Origin of the sequence: Rouxiella sp. WC2420, assembly GCF_041200025.1 — a bacterium.
Lineage (GTDB): Bacteria > Pseudomonadota > Gammaproteobacteria > Enterobacterales > Enterobacteriaceae > Rouxiella.
Map to the genome: position 1 here is coordinate 2,847,136 of NZ_CP165628.1, position 22,377 is coordinate 2,869,512.

The 22,377-nt window shown below is 52.4% G+C and carries 20 protein-coding genes; 14 read left to right on the forward strand and 6 right to left on the reverse strand.

The features are described 5' to 3' along the window. Positions 1-19: 19 nt before the first annotated feature. From map to AB3G37_RS12960, 5 genes are all read left to right on the forward strand, one after another. On the forward strand, positions 20-805 hold the full coding sequence (gene map / locus AB3G37_RS12940; protein WP_009637985.1) for a type I methionyl aminopeptidase: 786 nt from the start codon (positions 20-22) through the stop codon (positions 803-805). Positions 806-1,189: 384 nt separating this feature from the next. Continuing rightward, on the forward strand, positions 1,190-1,438 hold the full coding sequence (locus AB3G37_RS12945) for a hypothetical protein (protein WP_009637984.1): 249 nt from the start codon (positions 1,190-1,192) through the stop codon (positions 1,436-1,438). A 226-nt stretch (positions 1,439-1,664) separates the two neighbouring features. Further along, positions 1,665-2,708 carry an efflux RND transporter periplasmic adaptor subunit gene (locus AB3G37_RS12950; protein ID WP_369788025.1) on the forward strand — a complete coding sequence of 348 codons (1,044 nt, stop codon included), beginning with the start codon at positions 1,665-1,667 and terminating at the stop codon, positions 2,706-2,708. Further along, the gene (locus AB3G37_RS12955) at positions 2,705-4,687 is read left to right on the forward strand and encodes an ABC transporter permease (protein WP_369788026.1); all 1,983 of its coding nucleotides are present in this window, start codon (positions 2,705-2,707) and stop codon (positions 4,685-4,687) included. The genes AB3G37_RS12950 and AB3G37_RS12955 overlap by 4 nt, the downstream gene beginning before the upstream one ends. Positions 4,688-4,752: 65 nt before the next feature. Then, positions 4,753-6,174 (forward strand): efflux transporter outer membrane subunit, encoded by a 1,422-nt coding sequence (locus AB3G37_RS12960; RefSeq protein WP_369788027.1) that lies wholly within the window; start codon positions 4,753-4,755, stop codon positions 6,172-6,174. A gap of 49 nt (positions 6,175-6,223) precedes the next feature. Here the strand turns inward: AB3G37_RS12960 and AB3G37_RS12965 are convergent, their stop codons facing one another. Genes AB3G37_RS12965 through AB3G37_RS12975 form a run of 3 tightly spaced genes read right to left on the reverse strand, consistent with a single transcriptional unit; the run spans position 6,224 to position 8,963 of the window. After that, a complete protein-coding gene (locus AB3G37_RS12965) occupies positions 6,224-7,021 on the reverse strand; it encodes a hydroxypyruvate isomerase family protein (protein WP_369788028.1) in 798 nt (265 codons plus the stop codon). Between the two features lies 1 nt (position 7,022). Further along, positions 7,023-8,294, reverse strand: a complete 1,272-nt coding sequence (gene otnK, locus AB3G37_RS12970) for a 3-oxo-tetronate kinase (protein WP_369788029.1) — start codon at positions 8,292-8,294, stop codon at positions 7,023-7,025. Positions 8,295-8,297: 3 nt separating this feature from the next. Continuing rightward, positions 8,298-8,963 carry an aspartate/glutamate racemase family protein gene (locus AB3G37_RS12975; protein WP_369788030.1) on the reverse strand — a complete coding sequence of 222 codons (666 nt, stop codon included), beginning with the start codon at positions 8,961-8,963 and terminating at the stop codon, positions 8,298-8,300. 271 nt (positions 8,964-9,234) lie between these two features. Here AB3G37_RS12975 and AB3G37_RS12980 point away from each other — a divergent pair, with 271 nt between their 5' ends. Beyond that, positions 9,235-10,506, forward strand: coding sequence for an alpha-hydroxy acid oxidase (locus AB3G37_RS12980; RefSeq protein WP_009637977.1), 1,272 nt, complete (start codon positions 9,235-9,237; stop codon positions 10,504-10,506). Between the two features lie 156 nt (positions 10,507-10,662). Here the strand turns inward: AB3G37_RS12980 and AB3G37_RS12985 are convergent, their stop codons facing one another. Then, complete coding sequence (locus AB3G37_RS12985; RefSeq protein ID WP_009637976.1) at positions 10,663-11,697, reverse strand: LacI family DNA-binding transcriptional regulator; 1,035 nt, start codon at positions 11,695-11,697, stop codon at positions 10,663-10,665. Between the two features lie 278 nt (positions 11,698-11,975). Between AB3G37_RS12985 and AB3G37_RS12990 the strand changes: the two genes are divergently transcribed. From AB3G37_RS12990 to AB3G37_RS13015, 6 genes are all read left to right on the forward strand, one after another. Continuing rightward, positions 11,976-13,301 carry an MFS transporter gene (locus tag AB3G37_RS12990; RefSeq protein ID WP_369788031.1) on the forward strand — a complete coding sequence of 442 codons (1,326 nt, stop codon included), beginning with the start codon at positions 11,976-11,978 and terminating at the stop codon, positions 13,299-13,301. A gap of 76 nt (positions 13,302-13,377) precedes the next feature. Next, the gene (locus AB3G37_RS12995) at positions 13,378-14,526 is read left to right on the forward strand and encodes a lactonase family protein (protein WP_369788032.1); all 1,149 of its coding nucleotides are present in this window, start codon (positions 13,378-13,380) and stop codon (positions 14,524-14,526) included. Continuing rightward, positions 14,526-15,263: a hypothetical protein gene (locus tag AB3G37_RS13000; protein ID WP_369788033.1), complete on the forward strand. Its 738-nt coding sequence runs from the start codon at positions 14,526-14,528 to the stop codon at positions 15,261-15,263. The genes AB3G37_RS12995 and AB3G37_RS13000 overlap by 1 nt, the downstream gene beginning before the upstream one ends. Positions 15,264-15,431: 168 nt before the next feature. Then, positions 15,432-16,835: a cytochrome c gene (locus tag AB3G37_RS13005; protein ID WP_369788034.1), complete on the forward strand. Its 1,404-nt coding sequence runs from the start codon at positions 15,432-15,434 to the stop codon at positions 16,833-16,835. After that, positions 16,822-17,355, forward strand: coding sequence for a sugar dehydrogenase complex small subunit (locus AB3G37_RS13010; RefSeq protein WP_369788035.1), 534 nt, complete (start codon positions 16,822-16,824; stop codon positions 17,353-17,355). Before AB3G37_RS13005 ends, AB3G37_RS13010 begins: the two co-directional genes overlap by 14 nt. Beyond that, positions 17,352-18,992 (forward strand): GMC family oxidoreductase, encoded by a 1,641-nt coding sequence (locus AB3G37_RS13015; RefSeq protein WP_369788036.1) that lies wholly within the window; start codon positions 17,352-17,354, stop codon positions 18,990-18,992. Before AB3G37_RS13010 ends, AB3G37_RS13015 begins: the two co-directional genes overlap by 4 nt. A gap of 109 nt (positions 18,993-19,101) precedes the next feature. On the opposite strand, the gene AB3G37_RS13020 is transcribed toward AB3G37_RS13015, so the two are convergent. Further along, entirely contained in the window at positions 19,102-19,371 is a 270-nt protein-coding gene (locus AB3G37_RS13020) for a YeaC family protein (RefSeq protein ID WP_009637969.1), read from the reverse strand. Positions 19,372-19,520: 149 nt separating this feature from the next. Continuing rightward, complete coding sequence (msrB, locus tag AB3G37_RS13025) at positions 19,521-19,934, reverse strand: peptide-methionine (R)-S-oxide reductase MsrB (RefSeq protein ID WP_009637967.1); 414 nt, start codon at positions 19,932-19,934, stop codon at positions 19,521-19,523. A 347-nt stretch (positions 19,935-20,281) separates the two neighbouring features. Here msrB and gapA point away from each other — a divergent pair, with 347 nt between their 5' ends. Further along, positions 20,282-21,280 carry a glyceraldehyde-3-phosphate dehydrogenase gene (gapA, locus tag AB3G37_RS13030; protein WP_009637966.1) on the forward strand — a complete coding sequence of 333 codons (999 nt, stop codon included), beginning with the start codon at positions 20,282-20,284 and terminating at the stop codon, positions 21,278-21,280. 157 nt (positions 21,281-21,437) lie between these two features. After that, positions 21,438-22,304 carry a D-hexose-6-phosphate mutarotase gene (locus AB3G37_RS13035; protein ID WP_369788037.1) on the forward strand — a complete coding sequence of 289 codons (867 nt, stop codon included), beginning with the start codon at positions 21,438-21,440 and terminating at the stop codon, positions 22,302-22,304. The last annotated feature ends 73 nt before the right edge of the window (positions 22,305-22,377 follow it).

The window sequence follows — 22,377 nt, forward strand, 5'->3', positions numbered from 1 at the left end:
CAAAAGAAGTCGATTAACTATGAGCTCAGTAAAAATTCATACCCGGCAGGAAATTGAAAAAGCCCGCACCGCAGGCAATACCGCGGCTAAAGTGCTGGAGTTTATCAAGCCTTACGTTAAGGTCGGTGTAACAACCAACGAGATTGACCAGCTTTGCCATGACTACATTGTCAATGAGCTAAAAGTCACTCCAGCCAATATTGGTTACCACGGATATACAAAAACCTCATGTACTTCAGTGAATCACGTGGTGTGCCACGGTATTCCGGCGGACAAAAAGCTTAAAGACGGCGATATCGTCAACATCGACGTGGCCATTATTCAGGATGGCTGGTACGGCGACACCAGCCGCATGTATTACGTGGGCAAACCAAGCATTCGCGGTCAACGTCTGGTCGAAGTCACTTATCAGTCGATGGTCGCAGGCATCAAGGCCGTGCGCCCCGGCGCAACCTTGGGTGACGTGGGTGCGGCTATTCAGCACATAGCTGAAAGCAACGGTTTCTCGGTAGTGCGTGAATACTGTGGTCACGGCGTAGGTGAGGAGTATCACACCACCCCGCAAGTGCTGCACTATGGCCGCCCCGGAGAAGGACTGGTACTTGAAGCAGGGATGATTTTCACTATTGAACCGATGATCAACGCCGGTAAGGCAGCCACCAGCGTCCTGTCCGACGGCTGGACTGTGGTAACTAAAGATCGTTCTTTATCTGCTCAGTGGGAACATACCATTGCAGTAACGGACACCGGTTACGACTTGCTGACCCCGTGGCCGGAAGGCACCGGTGACTACGAGGCGATTTAACGCCGTGCGAGCTTCTTTGCCGTCATGATTCATGGCGGCATAGACATTGAGACTTTAAATAAAAACGTAAACTCAGCGCATTAAAATTGTATTTTTATATAATTAATTCCTTAATCATTTTCCTTATAAATAGCTTAATGCAAAATAAACGTCATTATTTCTTAAAAGCATGACTCAGATCATGTCTGGGCTAATATTTTAAAAATAATAGATGACACAAAAAATCAATCAGCTAAATTTTGTTTTGCCAAAGTTAATCACCTCTTAATCTTAGGCGTAATAACTCCAGTGTTATTTAAGCATGATAATTTCATCACACTTAAATAACTCTGCAATCTTTTCAACTAAAACGTTTATTTCCATTAAGGAATAAGGAAAATTATTGTGCATAAAATTAAATTGCTCGGAGCTGCATTCGTTTTAATGGCCGCCGCAGGTTTTAGTTCAACAGCCAACGCCGATCTGTTGCCTATCCCGCCAATCCCGCTGCCAATCCCAGGCCTTTGTTCAATCCTGCCTGGCCTGTTGCCAGTTGGTGTTCCGGCCAGCGAGTTGACTTATGACCAGATTATCAAAATTCTGAGCCAACTCCCTGCCGGAACTTCTGTTTCGCAAGTGCTCTCCTGCCTGTAGTCTATTTCCAGCCCTCCTGCACGCGGAGGGCTTTATATATTTTATAAATATATTTCACTATAAAAACCCACAAGAATTATAATTAAAATCGTCATGACACCTGATGCAATCATTGATAACTTAAATAATAAGGATTTTATTTATAATGCCAGTGCGTTTTTACCACCACAAGAAAAAGCTTTATTTTTCCATCACGATAATCATATTCTCTCTGCTCATTGTTTGGATGTTAATTTCAAACACCCAAAATCCCCCCCCGCCACCAACATTTATTGTAAGCCGTCAAACGCTTAAACAAACAGTGCTGGCCAGCGGTTTTCTACAGCCTATTAAACAAGTCGATGTGGGTTCGCAGGCATCAGGTCAACTGACTTCACTGTGGGTCAGTCCCGGTGATTTTGTCACTAAGGGCCAGCTGCTCGGAGAGATCGATCCCGCCTTGTCGCAAAATGCGCTACAGGATGCTCAGGTCGCGCTGAACAGTTTACTGGCGCAAAAGAATGCCAATCAGGCGCTGGTGAAAAGATCGACTCTGGCGCTGCAACGTCAGCGAGCGATGTACCGTCAAGATGCCGCAGCCCGGCAAGACGTGGAGGCCGCCGAGGCTGACTTGCAGGTCCAGCAGGCTCAGTTGACCGCCATGAATGCGCAAATTCACCAGCAGCAAATCCGGGTCGCCACCGCAGAAACCAATCTCGGCTACACACAGATTATTGCACCGGTCAGCGGCACCGTGCTTTCTGTCACAACGCAGGCAGGCCAGACGGTGGTCGCGTCTTATCAGGTGCCGGTGATCCTTGAAATTGCTGATTTGAGTGTGATGACCGTCCACGCACAGATCCCCGAAGCAGATATAACCCTCATTCAACAAGGTCAGCCAGTGTGCTTTACCACTTTGGGGGCCGCGCATCAGCCTTTTTGCAGCAAAATCAAAAAGCTGGAACCTGCTGCCGAGAAGATAAACAATGCGGTTTTTTATAACGCCCTGTTTGACGTTGAGAACCTGGAGGGTTTCCTGCGCCCAGAGATGACCGCACAAGTCAGTGTGGAACTGCATCAGGTTAAAAATGTGCTGGCAATCCCGTTGACCGCACTGGGCAGCGCGGTCTCAGCCGACCACTATCAGCTCAAGGCCATAAACCTTGATGGCAAAACGATTGAACGAATCATTATGACGGGCATTGATGACGGCACCTTTATAGAGGTGAAACAGGGATTACGTGACGGCGAACAGGTGTTATTAGTGAACGACTCGGCAGGCCTATTATGAACTCACTCTCCCCGCCGCCGCTGTTGTGCCTGACCGCCGTTAGCCGTCGTTTTAAGACAGGCGATGCGCTGATTAGTGTGCTCGACAATATTTCTCTCAGCATCAAAGCGGGTGAAATGGTGGCGATTGTCGGCCCTTCTGGTTCGGGTAAATCGACACTGATGAATATTCTCGGCTGTCTGGATACTCCGAGCAGCGGTCATTATCAGGTTGACGGGCAGGACGTAGAACAATTAAACAGCGACCAGCGGGCTGGCCTTCGCAGGGAGCGATTCGGCTTTATTTTCCAGCGTTACCATTTAATCCCCTCTTTATCAGTGCGCGAAAATATTGAAATCCCCGCCCGCTATGCCCATCAATCCCGCCAGTTGCGCCTAGATCACGCCCGTAGATTACTAGACCGGCTGGGTATGCAAGGCTATGAGGATCGCAACGTCAGACGTTTGTCCGGCGGCCAGCAGCAGCGAGTCAGCATTGCGCGCGCGCTGATTAACGGCGGAGAGGTGATTCTTGCCGATGAACCCACCGGCGCGTTAGACAGCCGCAGCGGCAGCGAGGTAATGCAGTTATTGCAAAGCCTGCATCAGCAAGGCCACACGGTTATCATCATTACTCACGACGCTAAAGTGGCAGATTACGCCGAACGTATTATTCACCTGGCTGATGGAAAAATTGTCTCTGATTTACCCAATGATGGCGATAGCGACAACAAGATTACTGAAAAATCACCACAGCAATTTGTGACAACGTCACATTATTGTGCCAATAATCGAGGCTGGCGCACCCGATGGCATGAATATCAGGATGCCTTTGGCAGTGCCGGTCGCAGCTTGGCCGCTCATCGTCTGCGCTCTTGCCTGACATTATTAGGTATCGTCATTGGCATCGTCTCGGTTGTTTCGCTCAACGCCGCCGGGGCTGGCGCTCGGCAATACGTGCTCGATACGCTTTCATCACTGGGCGGCAACGTCGTGACCCTCTATCCGGGCAAAGGGTACGGCGATGATCAAGCCGCCAGCATTCACTCACTGCGTGACCGAGATTTATCTGTGCTGGCACAGCAACGCTGGATCACAGCCGCGACGCCTAACGTCAGCACAAACTTGCGCATTCGCCGACAGCGAACAGATATCAACGCCACCGTCAACGGCGTCAGCGCCGAATTTATGGCCATCGGGAATATGAATTTGCTGCAGGGCCGCTCACTGCTGCCTCGCGATATTACACAACAGTCCTCCGTGGTCGTGGTGGGTGAATCGTTAAAAGATAAGCTGTTTCCTCGCGGTAGCAATCCACTGGGCGAAATCATTCTGGTCGGCACGCTACCGGCTAAAATTGTCGGCGTGGCGCGTAGCGGCTCACTTTCAGGTGGCAATACATTAAATCTTTGGCTGCCGTGGAGCACGGCCACCAGCCGCCTGCTGGGCCAGGACTGGTTTGATTCTATCGCAGTTTCGCTGCCTGAATCGGTGTCTGCGGAAACAGCAAAATCGACAATAAATCGCATGCTGACGCGACTGCATGGGCGACAGGATTTTTATATGCTGGACAGCGCCGCCTTTGTAAATTCGGTGGAAAAAACCAGTTTTGCCCTGTCGTTATTTCTGTCGCTGATTGCACTGATTTCCTTACTGGTCGGCGGGATCGGTGTGATGAACATCATGCTGGTTTCGGTGAGCGAGAGAACACGTGAAACCGGGATCCGAATGGCGGTCGGTGCGCGTCGGTGGGACATCCAGCGACAATTTTTAACCGAGGCAGTATTGCTGTGCTTATCAGGCGCACTGGTTGGAGTGACGCTGTCACTTGTATTGGGCATCTCGCTGTCCTGGCTGATTCATCCGTGGCAGCTGATATTTTCTTTGCCCGCAATACTGACCGCCGTGGGCTGTGCGGTGTTGGTCGGGGTTATTTCAGGTTGGCTGCCCGCCTGGCAAGCCGCCAAGTTAGACCCGGCAGAGGCACTAACCCGCGAATGAAACATTTACTCTCGCTGAAAAAGCCACTTGTTCGGGCGTCTTGTTCAGCAGCTATTTTGGGGATTATGATGCAGCTATCCGGCTGTAACCTGCTGCGCAGCAAGCCGCCCGCACGCCCTGCCATTCCCGCAAACTGGCAGGCTGCAACGGTGACTTCCCCAGTCAACATCGCCACAGGAGTTAATCGCCTGTCGGGACAAAACAGGATTTCAGACTCCACAGCGCCGGATAATCTATCTCTGACAGCGGGTAAGGATTTTTGGTCCTCACTCGGCGACCCTGATTTAACGCGTGTGTTGCAAATTGCCCTGCGGCAAAACGACAACCTTAAACTCAGTCAGTTGCAGCTCAAATTGTCCCGTTTGCAGGCTGCTCTGACCGGGCTGTCGCGCTGGCCAACGCCCTTAGTGTCTTTGAATACTGGAGTATCGCGGCCGCTGAAGTCTTCCGGGGATTTTTCTCCAGTGACCTATCGCAACGCCGGGCTTAATGCAGCGCTGAGTTACCCGTTAGATATTTGGGGCAGTGCGCAAGCGCAGCGGCAAGCCGCCGACCTTGATGCTCAGGCCAGTGAGGACGACTGGCATTCAGCGCGACTGGCAATACGTATTTCAGTGGCTCAGTCGCGTTGGCAAATTGCCTATCTGAATCGGCTGCTGGTCAATGCTCAAGCCGACCTAAAAGTTGCGGCAGACACTTCACATCTTGCCGAGGTGCGCTATCAGGCGGGTGCGACGTCGCGAGGAGAGGTTATTTTTGCCCAGCGCCAGCTTAGTGAGCAGCGAACAATACTATTAACCCTCGTTCAACAGCGCGAGGAGGCGCGCCACGCCTTTTCATTACTGATGGGCGATGCGCCACAGCAAAAACAATCTGAATTAGCCGATCTCGACGATGTCGCGCTTCCCGTTCCCGCCCCTGGTTTACCCGCCGATCTGCTGTCGCGCCGTGCGGACGTGCACGCGGCGGAATTAAGGTTGCTCAGCAGTTTGGCTAATGCCGATGCCGTTCGTTTGAGTTTTTACCCGTCACTCAACCTAACCGCCAGCTATGGCACTTCCAGTCCGAGTCTTACGGATTATCTGGCTAACCCCGTAGCTGCGCTGGCCGCTGTACTCACCCTGCCGATGGTACAATTCAACACAGCTCGCTACACGCGACAAAGCGCCGAGGCGGTTTATCAGGCCAACGCGGTTAGCTTTAAGAAGACCTTATACAACGCACTGCGAGAAACCGAAGACGCGCTCACGGCCCGTCAGCAGCTGGCGGAAGAGGCAAAAGAGCTAGCGCAATCATTGAAGCTGTCGCAGCAGGTCGAACGGCTGACCCTGACTCGCTGGCAGCAGGGAGGCAGTGATATCCAACCCTGGCTGGAGGCGCAGAGAACCCTGCGTCAGGCCAGGATTAGGCAGTTGGAAAATGTGCTGGCTCGCAAGAATAATGCGCTACAGCTCTATGCGGCGCTGGGCGGAGACTATGCAGGCTGAGTGCGGCACATTTTCTCCGGGCCTCCCGCTCAACTCTTTTTTTCGGCATTTATTTCCCTGACCCCAAACCTGACCATCCACCTGACAAGCTTTCTGCCGTGTTGGTGAGGGGTTTATATTCACAGCCGATCCAGCCCTGATAGTCCTGCTGGCGAAGCAGTTTGAAGATGAAATCCCAATTCAGCTCCCCACTGCCCGGCTCGCTGCGATAGGGCGCGTCGGCAACCTGAATGTGCCCGGTTAATGGCAGATAACGCAGCAGATTGTGGCTAATATCGCCGTGCGAAATCTGGCAATGGTAGATATCAAACATTAGTCGCAGATGTGGGCTGTTAAACTGCTCGATGATATTGGCCGCCAAATGGAAATCGTGCAGGAAAAAGCCGGGGATATCGCGCAGATTAATCGGCTCAAGCAACAGGCAGACGCCCTGTTCAACCGCCAGTTCCAGTGACCATTTAATGTTGCTGATAAACTGCTGCAATGCCTCACGCTCGTTTACACCGGGGGGTAAAATCCCGGCCTGCAAATGAATGAACGGACAGTCCAGCGCGGCGGCATAGCGTAGCGCCTCGCGCATGCCGTTTCTAAAGAATTCGCTGGATTGTGGCTGGCAAGCGGACCCCGAGCGCATCACAGAGTCCGCCGGACCTATCGGCGTATTAATCAATATTTGTCGCAGGCCGTTTTCTTTTAACTGCTGGAGGAGAAAATCTGCCTCATAGTCGTAAGGCAATCCAAACTCTACCGCCTCGAAACCTGCCTGCGCCGCGGCGGCAAAACGCTGCTCAAACGGCAACTCGGTGAATAACCATTTCAGGTTGGCGCAAAAATGCAGGCCCTGCATATTAGTCGCCTCGCAGTGTGTTAAGCGCGCGGGCAAAGAAATCTTTTGCGCCAAAATTACCGGATTTCAGCGCCAGAGCAATCGGGTCCTGCCCTTGAGATACCATTGCAGGAACGCCGGTATCAATTTCTTCGCCAATGATTAATGCACCGAGATTCAAGGCACTTACCACCGCACCCGAGGTTTCGCCACCGCCGACCACAATCCGCCGCGTGCCGTTGGCCACCAGTTTTTTAGCCGTGTCACCAAACAGATTATCCAGCGCAGCCGCCACCTTTTCACGCCCGTACTCTTGCTGGATTTGCTTAACGGATTCTGGCGTGCCCGAAGAATACACCAGCGGAGCGCGCCCCTGATTCTGCTCAATAAATGCCACCAGCCGGTTGGCATCGGTAACGCCGGTCAGTACATCTCTAACATCAATCATCAGCACCGGATGCAATTTTTGATGCTCGTCTATCTGACCACGCGTCGCCCCCGAGCAGCTTCCGACCAGTATTGCTTCAGGACCGGCAACCGCAGCGACTCCTGCGTGATGCCCTTTGGCTTCGCCACGGACGATAAAATTGTGCGCCAGGGCCAGCGCAATGCCTGACCCGCCAGTAATCAGCGGTAACCCTTCGCAGGCCTGCCCCAAGGTGCGTAAATCGTTTTCGTTCAGCGCGTCGACCAGTAACAGAATGCGCTCACTGCCTCCCTGCCGGGTAATCGCCTGACGCAAAGGTTCACTGCCCTCGTTAACCTTGTGCCACGCAATATGCCCCACGGCATTGCGCGTCTGCTGTTGCAAAACGCGACGCAGATCGGCATCTTTCATCGGCGTTAAAGGATGATGCTCCATGCCCGACTCATTCAGTGGCTTATCGTGGACAAATAAATGCCCCTGATACAACGTGCGCCCCATGGCAGGAAAAGCCGGGCACATCACGACGCGCTGCGCATTGAGCCTCTCGGCCAGCGCATCGGTGACCGGGCCAATATTGCCCTCGACAGTGGAGTCGAATGTCGAGCAATATTTAAAGACGATCTGCTGGCACCCCTGAGCCAACAACCATTCACAGGCAGCCAGCGACTGTTCCACGGCCTGTTTCGCCAGAATTGATCGGCTTTTAAGTGCCACAACCCCCGCCTCGACAGTAGTGTCGGCGGGCTGCTGTGGAATGCCGAGATATTGCGTGGTGCGTAATCCGCCCTCGCCCGGGAGGCCCTTTGAAAGGGTTACGGCAATATCACTGGCCCCGGTAAAATCGTCTGCAATCACGCCAATTAACATAACTTATTCCTTCCCGCTCAGAATACTGGCTTTCATTCGTTTTACCGCCGCGTGGGGCGCAGTCAGCACCGGTACAGAAACCTGTTCACGCACGCTGGCGGCGGCGCGTGAGGTGGAGAAATGTGCCAGCATGATGACATCGCAGTGGGCCAACTCTTTGGCGCGTGCAGCCACCAGCCGATTGTGGCTGTCGGCATCGCCGTTACGCAGCAAGTCAATCGCATCTTCGACCAGAACGGTCGTCAGCGTGGCGCTAAGGCCATGTTCCTTAACGTAACTGTCGAACTCCTCGGTCATGGTTTCTACTGCCGGGCCAAAAGTGGCGAGCATGCCGATCTTTTTCCCCTGCTCCAGCGCTTCCTGGAACATCGCTTCATTAGGTTTCAACACCGGCACCGGCAAACTTGCCGCCAGTTGGTCAATTGCCGGACCAAACGCCGAACAGGTCACCAGAATCCCCTGCGCCTGCATGTCATAGCCGTAGCGACCAAATCGTACAAAGCGGTCAATCATCGAACGACTCAATTGATCTTCACGTGCGCGGTCAGTCGATAAGCCATCATCCAACAGGTTGATTATCTCTGCTTCTGGCCATTCTTCCTTGAACGCGCTATGGATGGGTGCCATCGCGACCGGCGTGGCGTGAAGTAATACGATGCGGTGTGACATAAAACCCCCTGACAGACGTGGATGCGTTCACAGCACGATCAGTTTTTTCGTCACTGCAAACCTACACCTATAATGTAAGGGCTTACAAATGACTCTGTAAAGTGAGCTGTGTCACATAAAAAAGTTATAATCCTGTTACGTTTAAGCAGAATTGATAGATACTGCAATGACCATTGTAAGCGCTTTCAAATTTAATGTCTCTTCCGGGCGCTAGAATCCGCCCTGAAATGCAGGCAACTTACTCATTAAGCAAAGATTGTGGGAACGCATCATGACAACATCTGCCAACGAATCCTCTTTACAGTCCGGGGTAAGCAGCAGCGTAAGCCCGGCAGGCAACGTTAGTGCTCCGGCCGTGGCGGCATCAAAACTCCCTCGCGAGTTTCGCGATTTACTGGCGCTGGAAGACTTTGAGCGCCACGCCCGTCGTCGTCTGCCTAACATGATTTATCAATATGTTGCCGGCGGCGTTGAAACCGGACGCGGCATAGCAGGCAATTTTGAAGCCTATCAACAGTATGCTTTTGTACCGCGCATGTTCCGTGACGTTTCCGGGCGCAGTCAGAGCGTGGAACTGTTCGGCCACACCTACAGCCATCCGTTTGGCGTAGCGCCGCTGGGAGGCGCATCTTTTGTCGCCTACCGTGCCGATATCTCGCTGGCTAAAGCCGCCCGCGCCATGAATACGCCGATGATCCTCTCCGCGTCTTCGCTGGTCAGGCTCGAAGACGTTCACGAGGCGAATCCCAATGCCTGGTTCCAGGCCTATCTGGCAGGCGATCAGCCGCGCATTGACCGGCTGGTCGATCGGGTAGCCCAGGCCGGTTATCAAACGTTGGTGGTCACCGGCGATACGCCGATGCTCGGCAATCGTGAGCACAATACCCGCAGCGGATTCAGCATGCCTATCAAGGTCACGCCTAAAGTCTGTTTCGAAAGCGCGATGAACCCGCGCTGGCTGCTGGGCACCGTGGCGCAGACTTTCCTTCGCCACGGTGCGCCGCACTTTGAAAATACCGACGCCGAGCGCGGCCCGCCGATGATGTCGAGCAAGGTGCGCAATACCAACGCGCGCGATAAGTTGAACTGGAAACACGTCGAAGCAATCCGCAAACAGTGGAAAGGTAATCTGGTGGTGAAAGGATTAATGTCGCCGGACGACGCTTTTATCGCGCGAGATTTGGGGGTAGATGCGGTTATCCTGTCCAATCACGGAGGCCGTCAGCTGGATTATACCGTGCCACCGCTGCACACCCTGCCTGAGATTGCGGCGAAAAAAGGCAATATGAAGGTAATTATCGACAGCGGTATTCGACGCGGAACTGACGTGATGAAAGCCCTTGCGCTGGGTGCCGATTTTACCTTCCTCGGCCGCCCTTTCCTCTATGGCGCGGTGATCGGCGGTCAGGCCGGAGTGGAACACGCGATGCATATCCTGCGTGACGAAATTGACCGCGATTTAGCGCTGGTTGGCGTGCGCAGTCCGCAAGAGTTGAACTCGGCGCTGCTGCGTCGGGCGCCGTTTTATGACGTCAATTTGTAAAACCCGAGCGGTAACGGCCTGAAGCATCATCCGCCCTTGCGCAGATAACTTATTGAAATTTTGATTATTCTGACTGCAGATTGATTGCTGCCACCCCTAAAACCGAACTCCGCCCGCAATGGTGCGGAGTTTTTGTGCTGGTTGAAATAGATAAAATTACTGCGACGCTCGCGGCGCAGAGCCGGTGCTGCCACGCACGATAAGCTCGGGAGTCATTACCGCCTGCGGCTCGGCCGCCTCGCCGTTCAACGTTGCCAGCAGATACTCGGCCGCGCGCAGGCCAATCTGATCCAACTCAACGCGCATGGTAGTCAGCGGGCGTTCAAGATGCTCGGCATACTCGTAATCATTGAATCCGGTGATCGAAATATCGTTGGGAACCCGCAAATAACGCTCGCTGGCCGCCCGCAGTGCGCCAAAAGCCAACATATCGTTACCGCAGATAACCGCCGTGGGTGGCTCGGGACCATCGAGCAAGGTGAACATCGCCTTACGGGCGTCGTTCATGGTGAACGCGCATTCAATCAGATTAAAATCCGGCAGTGAAAGCCCCGCCCCAGCCAGCGTTTCCCGAGTTCCTCGCAGGCGATCGGACACCCGGTCATTGGTCGGCGGTGTGCCCGCTATCATACCAAACCGCCTGTGCCCCAGCGTGATCAAATGCCCGGCAACCCGGCTTGCTGCCTCAATACTGTCATAACCAATACTTGGATATTGCGGGTCAATCGAAAAGGTCTGAATGCAGGGGATCGCATGTTGTCGAATCCGCTCCCACAGGCGCGGATGATGGGTGTGCCCCACCAGCATCAGCGCATCGATACCGTACTCCAGCAATTTATTCACTTCGCGCAGCTCAATATCGGGGTCGAAATCCGAGTTGGCCAGCAGCAGCGTATAACCTGACTGATGAATATGATGTTGAAACGCCGCCAAGGTGCGGGAGAAGGTTTCGGTTGCCAGAGTCGGCACCACGGCCCCGATGGTCATGCTACGCCGTGACGCCAGCGTTCGCGCCGCGCGATTAATGACATACCCAAGCTCTTCACAGGCGCGCTCTACCGCCTCGCGGCGCGATTGACGCACGGTGGCGCTGCCGTTGAGCACGCGAGAAACGGTGGCGGTCGAGACGCCGGAAAGTTTGGCGACGTCCTCCAGTGAAGCTCTTCCCTGAGGCAGGGTCTTATCATTCATTGCCGTGATCCCTATAAATTAGTGATGTCGCCCACAAAAATTGCAGACACTTCCCGCCTTACTTTGAAAGCGCTTACTTTTGGCTTGACTGAATTTTGTAATCGCTTACTTTTAACATCACATTATCAAACTTGAGGCTCTAAGTTCACCAAATAATAACAGAACCGAATCGGAGAAGGCCACTCTGCGGTCTGTTTGGCTGAATGTCCTCATAACGGAGTTTCTGCTTGAGAAACTCATAACCTACTAATAGACAAACGATAATAAAGGATTTCACCATGCGTAGATACCCTCGAATCCGCTGGATGATGATTGTATTTTGCTTCCTCGCGATCGCTATAAATTATATCGACCGCGTTAATCTGGCCATTGCCGCTCCGCATATTAAAAAAGATCTCGGGCTGGACGATGCCAGCATGGGCTTGATCCTCGGCGCTTTTTTCTGGACCTACGCGCTGATGCAAATCCCGGCCGGGCGTATGATCGACAAACTAGGCGCGCGCGCCGGTTTGGCCATCGCCGTGGGCTGGTGGTCACTGTTTACCGTCCTGACCGCCTTTGGTAAAGGTTTTAGCTCGATCTTTATCTCGCGTCTGCTGCTGGGCGTCGGCGAAGCTGGCGGCAATCCAGGCTGCGCCAAAGTGGTTTACAATTGGTTTGCCAAAAAGCAGCGCGGCACCGCATCAGGTATTTTTGACGCGGGTCCACGAGCCGGCACCGCGCTGGCTCTGCCGTTGGTCGCCTGGATTATCAGCACCTGGGACTGGGAAACCTCATTCGTGGTCACCGGAGGCATCGGACTGGTGTGGGTGGCTCTGTGGCTGGTGTTCTACCGCGAACCCGAGCAGATGAAAGGTCTCGACGAGGAGCAAAAAAACAACCTGATCGCCGATCGCGGCGAGCGCCACATTGCAGGCACCGAGAAAATCAAACTGCGCACGCTGTTCGGTTATCGCAACGTTTGGGGCATGATGATTGGCTTCTTCTGCATGAATTTTGCGACCTACTTTTTTGTGACCTGGTTCCCGACCTACCTCACTATGTCACAAGGCTTTTCGCTGAAGGAGTTGGGCACGTTGGGCGCAATTCCTGCGCTGATGGGTATTCCCGGAAGCCTGCTCGGTGGGCTGACCTCTGACTGGCTGTTCAACAAAGGTTTCAGCCTGACCGCCGCGCGTAAAACCTGTTTGGTCGGCGGTATGGTGCTGTCGTCAGTGATTGCCTTTGCGGCCTTCACCAGCAATATCACGGTGATCCTCACCCTTTTCTCTCTGACCTATGCCGGATTGGCGTTCACCGCTGCCAATATCTGGACTCTGCCCGCTGACGTTGCGCCAAATTCTGGCTATGTCGCCACGCTGGGCGGCATCCAGAACTTTGCCGGTAATCTGGCCGGTATTGTTACCGCGTCGTTCACCGGTTTGATGTTGGGACTGAGCCACGGCTCGTTTGTGATACCACTGTGCGTCGCGGGCGGCATCTGCCTGCTGGGAGCACTCAACTTCCTGTTTGTGATCGGCAAAATCGAGCCGCTGGATACGCCAAAAAGCAAACCGAATGCCAGAATCAAACATCAGCCACAAGCATCAATTTCTAGCCAATGATTGACCAAAACATTAGTAAGACTAAAGCTGTGCGACAACACAGCAGTACCCTACATTGAAAAAAAGGATCATCGTCATGAAGAAAAGTGCCTGCGCCCTCGCGCTAATGTCACTGATGGCTGTCACCGGGGCCGCCAGGGCCAGCAGTTTTGTCTACGTCTCCAACGCGGACAGCGGCACAGTTTCAGGTTATTTGCTGAATAAAGATGCCAAAAAACTCGAGCCGCTGGGAGATTTTCCGGCGGGTGACAAGGTGATGTCATCAACCGTAGCGAAAGACAAGCAACTGCTTTATGTGTCAGTTCGCAGCAAGCCTTATCACGTGGTGGTGTATAAAATCCAGCCCGACGGCAAGCTGCAAAAGGTCGGCCAGTCGCCGCTGGAAGAGAGCATGGCCTATCTTTCCACCGATAAGAGCGGGCATTTTCTGCTGAGTGCCTCTTACGGCGGCGATTTATTTACCATCAACCGCATTAATGCTCAGGGCCAGGTCGAGACGCCGCCAGTGCAAGTCGTCCACACCGGTAAGCGCGCGCACGCGATACAAACCGATCCGACCAACCGTTTCCTGTATGTCACCTTGTTAGGCGCGGACCAATTGCTGCAATTCCACTTTGACCCTGCTACAGGCAAGGTGACACCCAACAGTCCGCCGTCGATCAACATTCAGAAAGAGGCCGCAACCGGTCCGCGTCACTTTGTTATTGCCCCGCAACGCGACAGGCAGGGCGACCAAAACATGTACATCCTGACTGAGATGGCGGGCAATATCACACGGGTGACGCTGGATGCTGAAGGCAAGGCTCACGAGCAGGAATCGGTAAGCTCAGTTTCGCCGCAGGAAGATATGCAGCGCGGAGAGGCTCGTCCGCTAACCGGAGACGATGATTTGCCGCCTTCGCACAAGCCGCGAATCTGGCAGGCAGATATCCATTTGACTCCTGATGGACGTTTCCTTTATTCCACGGAAAGAACCAGCAGCACCCTGTCTTCTTTTTCCGTTAACCCAGACAACGGGCATCTGACTTATTTAAACAGCATTAAAACCGAGGCTCAGCCACGCGGTTTCGCTATCGATAACAGTGGCCGTTTCCTGATTGAATCCGGCCAAAAGTCGAACCAGCTTTCGCTCTACAGCATCGATCAAACCAGCGGTAAATTAGCCCTGCTTGGCCGTTATCCGACCGGCAAAGGCGGCAACTGGGTATCAATAGTTGAACAGTAGTGTTTACGGAAAGCTGGACTAACCCAAGGAGAAACATCATTAAATTTGCCAATATTACTCTGTCGGCGATTTTGCTCGCGTCAAACGCCCTACCCGCAGCCTTTGCCGCCGAGCCTATCGTGCCGACCAATCTTGAACCTCATCACCACGTCATACTCGAAAACCAGTATGTCACGGTGATGCGGGTGATGATTCGCCCCGGGGAGTCGACCCTGTTTCACGAGCAGCATCTGGATTACGTTAATACTCACGTTGATGGCAGCCCGGTGCAGGCGTCATACCCGAACAAACCTGCCAAAGACTTTGCAATGAAAAGCGGCAACGTAAAATTTGGCGCGCATCAGGGGCATTCCGAGGTCGACAAGATAACTAACACCGGTTCCAGCCTCAATATGCAGATTGCCTTTGAGATCAAACAGGCCGGCCCGCCAGGTTTTGGCACCGCTTCTCGCCCGTCGACTCCCGCCTTTCAGCAGGTGTTGGACAAGAAATCGGTTAACGGCTGGAAAGTGACACTGCAACCCGGTGAAAGCAGCGGCGTTTATCAGCAGAAAGGGCCGGGTGTCAGGGTGTTCTTTACCGAGGGGCGCGTGTTGGAGGCCATTCCCGGTCGCCCTAATCGCAACAAAGAAATCTGGGTACATAAGGGTGACGCCGCGCTGACCACCGCCGGACCGGTTGAAATTATCAACGGTGGCGATACGCCGTTGGTTTTCAATGACTATGAACTGAAGTGAGTACTGAATTCATAATCAGCATTTTCATAAGATAATCATACCGCAGCGGCTTTGAGCTTCTGCGGGCTATTTGTCGTTAATCATCAGCAGGAAGGCTCGATTTTCAATACATAACGACCACACATAATAAAAATATAATTTTTGATTTTTTTATACAGGAGCAATGCCGTGAGAAGACACTGTTTGTCTCTCGCGATAGGTATTCTTTTCGCCAGCGGTTTTAATGCCCAGGCGGCGGACAGCCCGAGTCCGCAGAAACTTATTGCGCAGGGAAAGTATCTCGCTATTGCCGCAGACTGCGGCGCTTGTCATACACCACCAAATGACGGCGCAGCGATGTCAGGCGGGTATGCGATTCAATCACCGCTGGGTACCATTTATGCCAGCAACATTACGCCATCAAAAGTGGCGGGGATCGGCAATTATAGCGAGCAGGACTTTGCCCGCGCCGTTCGAGAGGGTATTAACAAGCAGGGGCAATACCTTTACCCCGCCATGCCCTACACCTCGTATTCGCGGATTACCGACCAGGACATTCATGCGCTTTACGCCTATTTCATGCACGGCGTAGCCCCGGTAGATAAACCTTCAACGCCGACTCGGCTTGCTTTCCCGTTCAACATTCGCAGTTCTATGGCGCTGTGGAATACCCTGTTTTCCCGTAATAAACCGTTTGTTCCGGCTGAGGATGTCTCTGCCGAGGTTAATCGCGGTAATTATCTGGTCAATGCGCTTGAACACTGCGATACCTGCCATACCCCACGTAACGCGTTGATGGGACAGGATGACGGCAAGGCGCTCTCCGGCGGCGAACTGGGAAGCTGGTACGCCCCCAATATTACGCCCGATAAACACTCGGGTATCGGTAACTGGTCTGCCGTCGAATTGGCGCAGTATCTGAAAACGGGCCATCTCGCCGGTAAAGCTCAGGCAGCGGGCCCAATGGCTGAAGCCGTCGAACACAGCACCCAACATCTTGACGATAGCGATATTCAGGCGATGGTCGCGTATCTGCAGCAAATTCCGGCGATAGATACCGGCGCAGAAAAATCCCGCGATAGCTATGGGCAGCCCGCCAACACTGAGCTTGCGCTGCGTGGCAACAGCTCGGCTGTCGACCCCGGTTGGCAAATCTACAGCGGCAGCTGTGCGAACTGTCATCAGGCACAGGGGCAAGGCACCGCCTACTACCCTTCGCTGTTCCATAACTCTGCTACCGGAGCGGATAATCCTGCCAATCTGGTCGCCGCTATCCTTTACGGCGTGCATCGCGATATCAACGGCCAACAGTTGGCAATGCCCGCTTTTGGCCCAGATGGCAATTACAGTGTGCAACTGAGCGATCGGCAAATTGCCGACGTCAGCAATTATGTGTTGAAAAACTTCGGTAACCCTCAAGTCAGCGTCACCGCAGATCAGGTTAAAGAAATCCGCAACGGCGGCAAAAAACCACTGCTGGCCAGATTGACCTCGCCAGCGGTGATGTTAACCGGCGGCGTCGTGTTGATCCTGATAATCATTCTGTTGGCGTTTTTGGTGAATAAAAGAAGGAGGCAACATGTCGGAAAATAATCATCCCGAATCAGTCACCCGTCGCCGATTGTTACAGGGGATCGGCGTCTTGTCTTTGAGCGCCCTGACGGCTTCGCTGTTCCCGGCACTTAAAGTGCAGGCGCAGGAAATGAACAGCAGCGGTTTTGCTCCTATTAGCTCTTTTCTGGTTAGCCGCCCTGCCAACCCATTGCTGAGCCAGCGTTATTACAATGCATTAATCAAAAACTACCCAGATTTTCCAACCCGCCTCAGTGCGTTAAAAACTTATCTCGACGGCCAGCACTTTGCACACATGGACGACTTTATTGCCGCCATCGATCACGCCGATCCACGCTATACAACGGCCAGGCTTATCGTTTCAGCCTGGTACACCGGCATCGTGGGCGAGGACAAAAATATTGAGCTTGTCGCCTATGCCGACGCAATGATGTATCTGCCAACTCGCGGCATTCTGGTGATCCCGACTTATGGCGGGGGCCCGGACAGCTGGGGACCAAAACCTGTCAATCCACCCGCCGCTGAAGGAGCAAATGTATGACTGATAAAACCGTTGATGCCGATGTCATCATTATTGGTTCCGGCGTAATGGGTGGCCTGATTGCGACTCAGCTGGCGAAGGCTGGCAAGTCGGTGATTATCCTCGAGGCCGGTCCGCGGGTTAAGCGCGCCGAGATCGTCGAGCGTTTTCGAAATTCGCCGGTAAAAGTCTCGCTGACCAATATGAAACTGCAGGGCGCGGGCTCCCCTTATCCGGATTTGCCACACGTACCCTCAACCTATGGCAGCTATCTTCAGCAAACCGGACCGGTTAAATACCCTACCAAATACTTGCGCGTGGTCGGGGGAACGACTTGGCACTTTGGGTCGGCGCTGTGGCGCATGATCCCCAATGATTTCAAACTGCAAAGCCTGTATGGCCGTGGGCGCGACTGGCCGTTTGGTTATGAAGAACTTGAACCGTGGTACGGGCGAGCCGAGCATGAACTGGGCGTTTCTGGTGTTGACGGTCAGGACGAGAGCGGTCAGGGCAAACGCCCGTGGCCACCGCGATCCACGCCATTCCCGATGAAAGGCCTGACTCCCAGCTATCTGTTTACTCGACTGGCCGAGTTGCTACAAAAAGGCGATTTTCACCCGGTCTATGAGCCCAATGGGCGTGCGACGCGGCCTTATGGCGATCGTCCGGTTTGTGCCGGAAACAACAACTGCAATCCTGTATGCCCGATTGGTGCGAAATATGATGGCACGGTGCATATCGACCAGGCAGAGCGTCTGGGGGTAAAACTACTTGATAATTCAGTGGTATATAAAATCGAAGCCAATGAAGCGGGTGAAATCAGCGGTGTCTGGTACAAAAAACCGGATGGCTCCGAGCATCATTTAACCGCCCGCTACTTCGTGCTCGCGGCTTACGGTATTGAATCACCAAAACTGCTGCTGATGTCGACTTCGGAAAAATATCCCAACGGCATCGCCAACAGTTCCGATCAAGTGGGGCGCAATCTGATGGGGCATACCGGGATTAGCATGAACGTCATGATGAAGGAGGATGTCTGGCCGGGTCAGGGGCCGACCGAGCTGCTGGTGTATCTAAACAATCGCGACGGTGAGTTTCGCAAAGATTTTCCGAGTTATAAAACCAAGGTGCGAAATACCGTACCCACCTCGGATTTTGCTTCGGCGCTGATCGCCAAGGGAATTTTGGGATCGAAACTGGATGAAGAACTGCGTCGCCAGTCGGCTCGTTCGCTCAATTTTGCCGTTGATTTAGAAACGCTGCCTTTGCCAGAAAATCGTATTGTGCCGAGCAAGACCAAAACTGACGGCATTGGATTGCCAGTGCCTGAAATCTATTACAGCGTCACGGATTATTGGCAGGCGGGTAAAGAAGCGGCACTCAAGGATTTCGACAAAATTGCCACCTTGCTGAACGCCGAGGTCCTTAAAATTGATACCAGTTATCAGGACAGGCAGCACATTATGGGCACCACCATTATGGGCGATGATGCGACAAACTCCGTCGTGAACAGTGATTGCCAGACCCACGATCATCCCAATCTGTTTATTGCCGGGACCTCAGTCATGCCTTCAACCTCTTGTATGAACCCGACGTTAACCGGCGCTGCGCTGAGTTTGCGGTTGGCAGACCATATGTTGAAGGTGATGAAGGTTTAACAATAAAAGGATTATAGATTGAGGAGTCAGAAACTTTAGCCCTGCTCATCTGAAGATAAAACGCTGATAATCCAACGACCTGAGATTCATCAGGTCGTTGATAATACTTTTACTCTGGCTTGATGCGGATCAGATCATCTTTAAACTGCTGCTTAAGCTCTTGCTTGCTCTTGGTCACGATTTGCCCGTCGGTGCCTACCGTCATGTGCTGGGCATCGACATTGTGACGCGCCTGATAAAGCATCACCACTTGCAGGCTGTGCTCTTTCTGTTGTTCGGTGAGACGAACACCGTCAGGCCATTTACCCAGCTCAACCGCCAATGCCAAACGCTGATAAATTTCCGGCGTCATGACGTCAACCAGTTCACGGATTTCCATTGCAAACTCTCCTGCCTAACAGAAAATTTAATCAAATTATTCAAGATGGATGAATAATGAGCTGAATCGATTTTGTTAAAATTTATTTAAAAAAATAGCTTTCGAATAACTCACCGATTATTTATCCGAAAAGTGATCTTTTAGACTAATCAGCCTGCGATTTTATCGCCGTTTTCGCCATCGATAAAACTCATTGATGCCGAATTCACACAGTAACGGTCACCGGTAGGCTCTGGGCCGTCAGGGAAAACGTGGCCAAGATGCGCGTCACAGTTGGCACAGCGGATTTCAACGCGCTCCATGCCGTGCGTATTATCAGTGAGATAATTGATAGCATCGTGAGTCACCGGCTGGTAGAAGCTCGGCCAGCCGCAGCCGGAATCGTATTTGGTGTCCGAGAAAAACAGTGGCGTGTTGCAAACCAGGCAATGGTAAATCCCATCGCGCTTGTTGTGCAGCAGTTTGCCGGTGTAAGGACGTTCGGTGCCGCGTTCTTGCGTCACATACTTTTGAATATCAGTAAGTTGTGGATTTTCGGGTGTATCTTTGAATTCATTGGCCATAGTTGCCGTTCTCTTCGAGATAATAAAATCAACTAAAATAACAGCTAATAATAACAAAAAAGTAACAACGAGTCAGCCGGTTTTGGCTTAAACTCTATGCCATTGGTGCGGGGCTCAGAACATGTGTGACTGTGATCACATATTTGATTGAGGAGAGTTTAAACCTCGCCATTTGGCCCCAATATGCGTAACAGCTGATTTAGAAACGGAACGTACAATAAGCGAGCAATCGTGGTTGCAATGATTGACCTACGGCAACAATTGACACGATTCCGCTTGACGCTCACCAAGGTTTTTGTAATTTTACAACCAACCTTTTATTCACTGAAAAATAGCTGGTGGAATATATGACTATCAAAGTAGGTATCAACGGTTTTGGCCGTATCGGCCGTATCGTTTTCCGTGCTGCGCAGGAACGTTCTGACATCGAAATCGTTGCAATCAACGACCTGTTAGATGCGGAATACATGGCGTACATGTTGAAGTATGACTCAACTCACGGTCGTTTCGACGGCACCGTTGAAGTTAAAGACGGTCACTTGGTTGTGAATGGCAAAACCATCCGTTGTACTTCAGAGCGTAATCCAGCTGACCTGAAATGGAATGAAGTGAACGTTGACGTTGTCGCTGAAGCGACCGGTATCTTCCTGACCGACGAAACCGCACGTGCCCACATTACTGCTGGCGCCAAGAAAGTGGTTCTGACTGGTCCATCTAAAGATGACACCCCTATGTTTGTCATGGGCGTTAACCACAACTCTTACGATGGTCAGGAAATCGTTTCCAACGCTTCTTGTACTACTAACTGCCTGGCACCGCTGGCTAAAGTTATCAACGACAAGTTTGGTATCGTTGAAGCTCTGATGACCACTGTTCACGCAACTACCGCTACTCAGAAAACTGTTGATGGCCCGTCTCACAAAGACTGGCGCGGCGGCCGCGGCGCATCTCAGAACATCATTCCTTCTTCTACCGGTGCTGCCAAAGCAGTAGGTAAAGTTATCCCGGCTCTGAACGGCAAACTGACTGGTATGGCTTTCCGCGTACCAACTCCTAACGTTTCAGTGGTTGACCTGACTGCACGTCTGGAAAAACCAGCAACTTACAAAGAAATTTGTGCCGAGCTGAAACGCGCTTCAGAAAACGAACTGAAAGGTATTCTGGGCTACACCGAAGATGAAGTTGTTTCTACCGATTTCAACGGCGAAAAACTGACTTCAGTATTCGATGCTAAAGCTGGTATCGCTCTGAACGACAACTTTGTGAAACTGGTTTCCTGGTACGACAACGAAACTGGCTACTCAAATAAAGTTCTGGATCTGATTACTCATATCGCTAACAAATAAGTTTTTGCCACTACGCTTTCATGGGCAACCTGGAAGTTAACGGCAAGCGCTATGGCGAACTGACAGAGGGCGACATTGTGTCGCCCTTTTCTTTTTGGATAAAAATCCGGTCAGTTCCTCCCTGTCTGAGTTCATATACTTTGCATAGGACTTTATAATGACTGAACATCTCTTCTCCCTACCGGTACTAAAACAACTTTCTCCTGCGGTGAGCCAATGTCAAATGGCAGAGCTGCCAGTGCTGGTTATCACGCATCCGAAAGGACGGGCCGCTATCGCTTTACAGGGCGCGCATTTGCTGGCATGGCAACCTACGGGGCAAAAACCGGTCATCTGGCTGAGCAGTGAAACTGCTTTCGAACCAGGAACTGCAATTCGCGGCGGAGTGCCGGTCTGTTGGCCGTGGTTTGGTCCGGCGGGTAAACCATCGCACGGTTTTGCGCGCAATCTGCCTTGGCAGCTCACCGCACAAAGCGAAACTGACGAGTCGGTCAAACTCACCCTGACTTTGAAAGACAGCGAAGAAACGCGCAAGCACTGGCCACACGCCTTTACTCTGCACGCGCACTTCACTCTGGGTGATCAATGCCACATCGAGCTTGAGTCGCACGGTGATTTTGAGACCACCAGCGCGCTGCACGCCTATTTTGAAATCGGCGATATTAGCCATGTGTCTGTTGAAGGTCTGGGTAAACCTTACATTGATAAAGTGTTGGGCGGGGAAAAAGCGGTGCTGACTGGCGCGTTGACTTTCGATGGCGAAACCGATCGCATCTTTGTCGAGCCTGAAGCCGAAAGCCTGATCGTTGATCCGGTTTTCAAACGCAAGCTTCGCGTTAAACATCATGGTAATAGCGACGTGGTGAGCTGGAATCCAGGCGCCAAAAACTCGGCATCAATGAAAGACATGGCAGACGACGGTTACAAAACCATGGTTTGCGTTGAAACAGCCGCGGTTTCACATTCACAGATCAGCACTGAATCGGCTCCGGCGCGTTTATCGATCACTTTCGAAATCGAGTAGCCCTGTTAATCAATCATTGATCAACCAATCGCTTTCGCAGACGAAAATATTAAAGGGACGGCCTAGGCTGTCC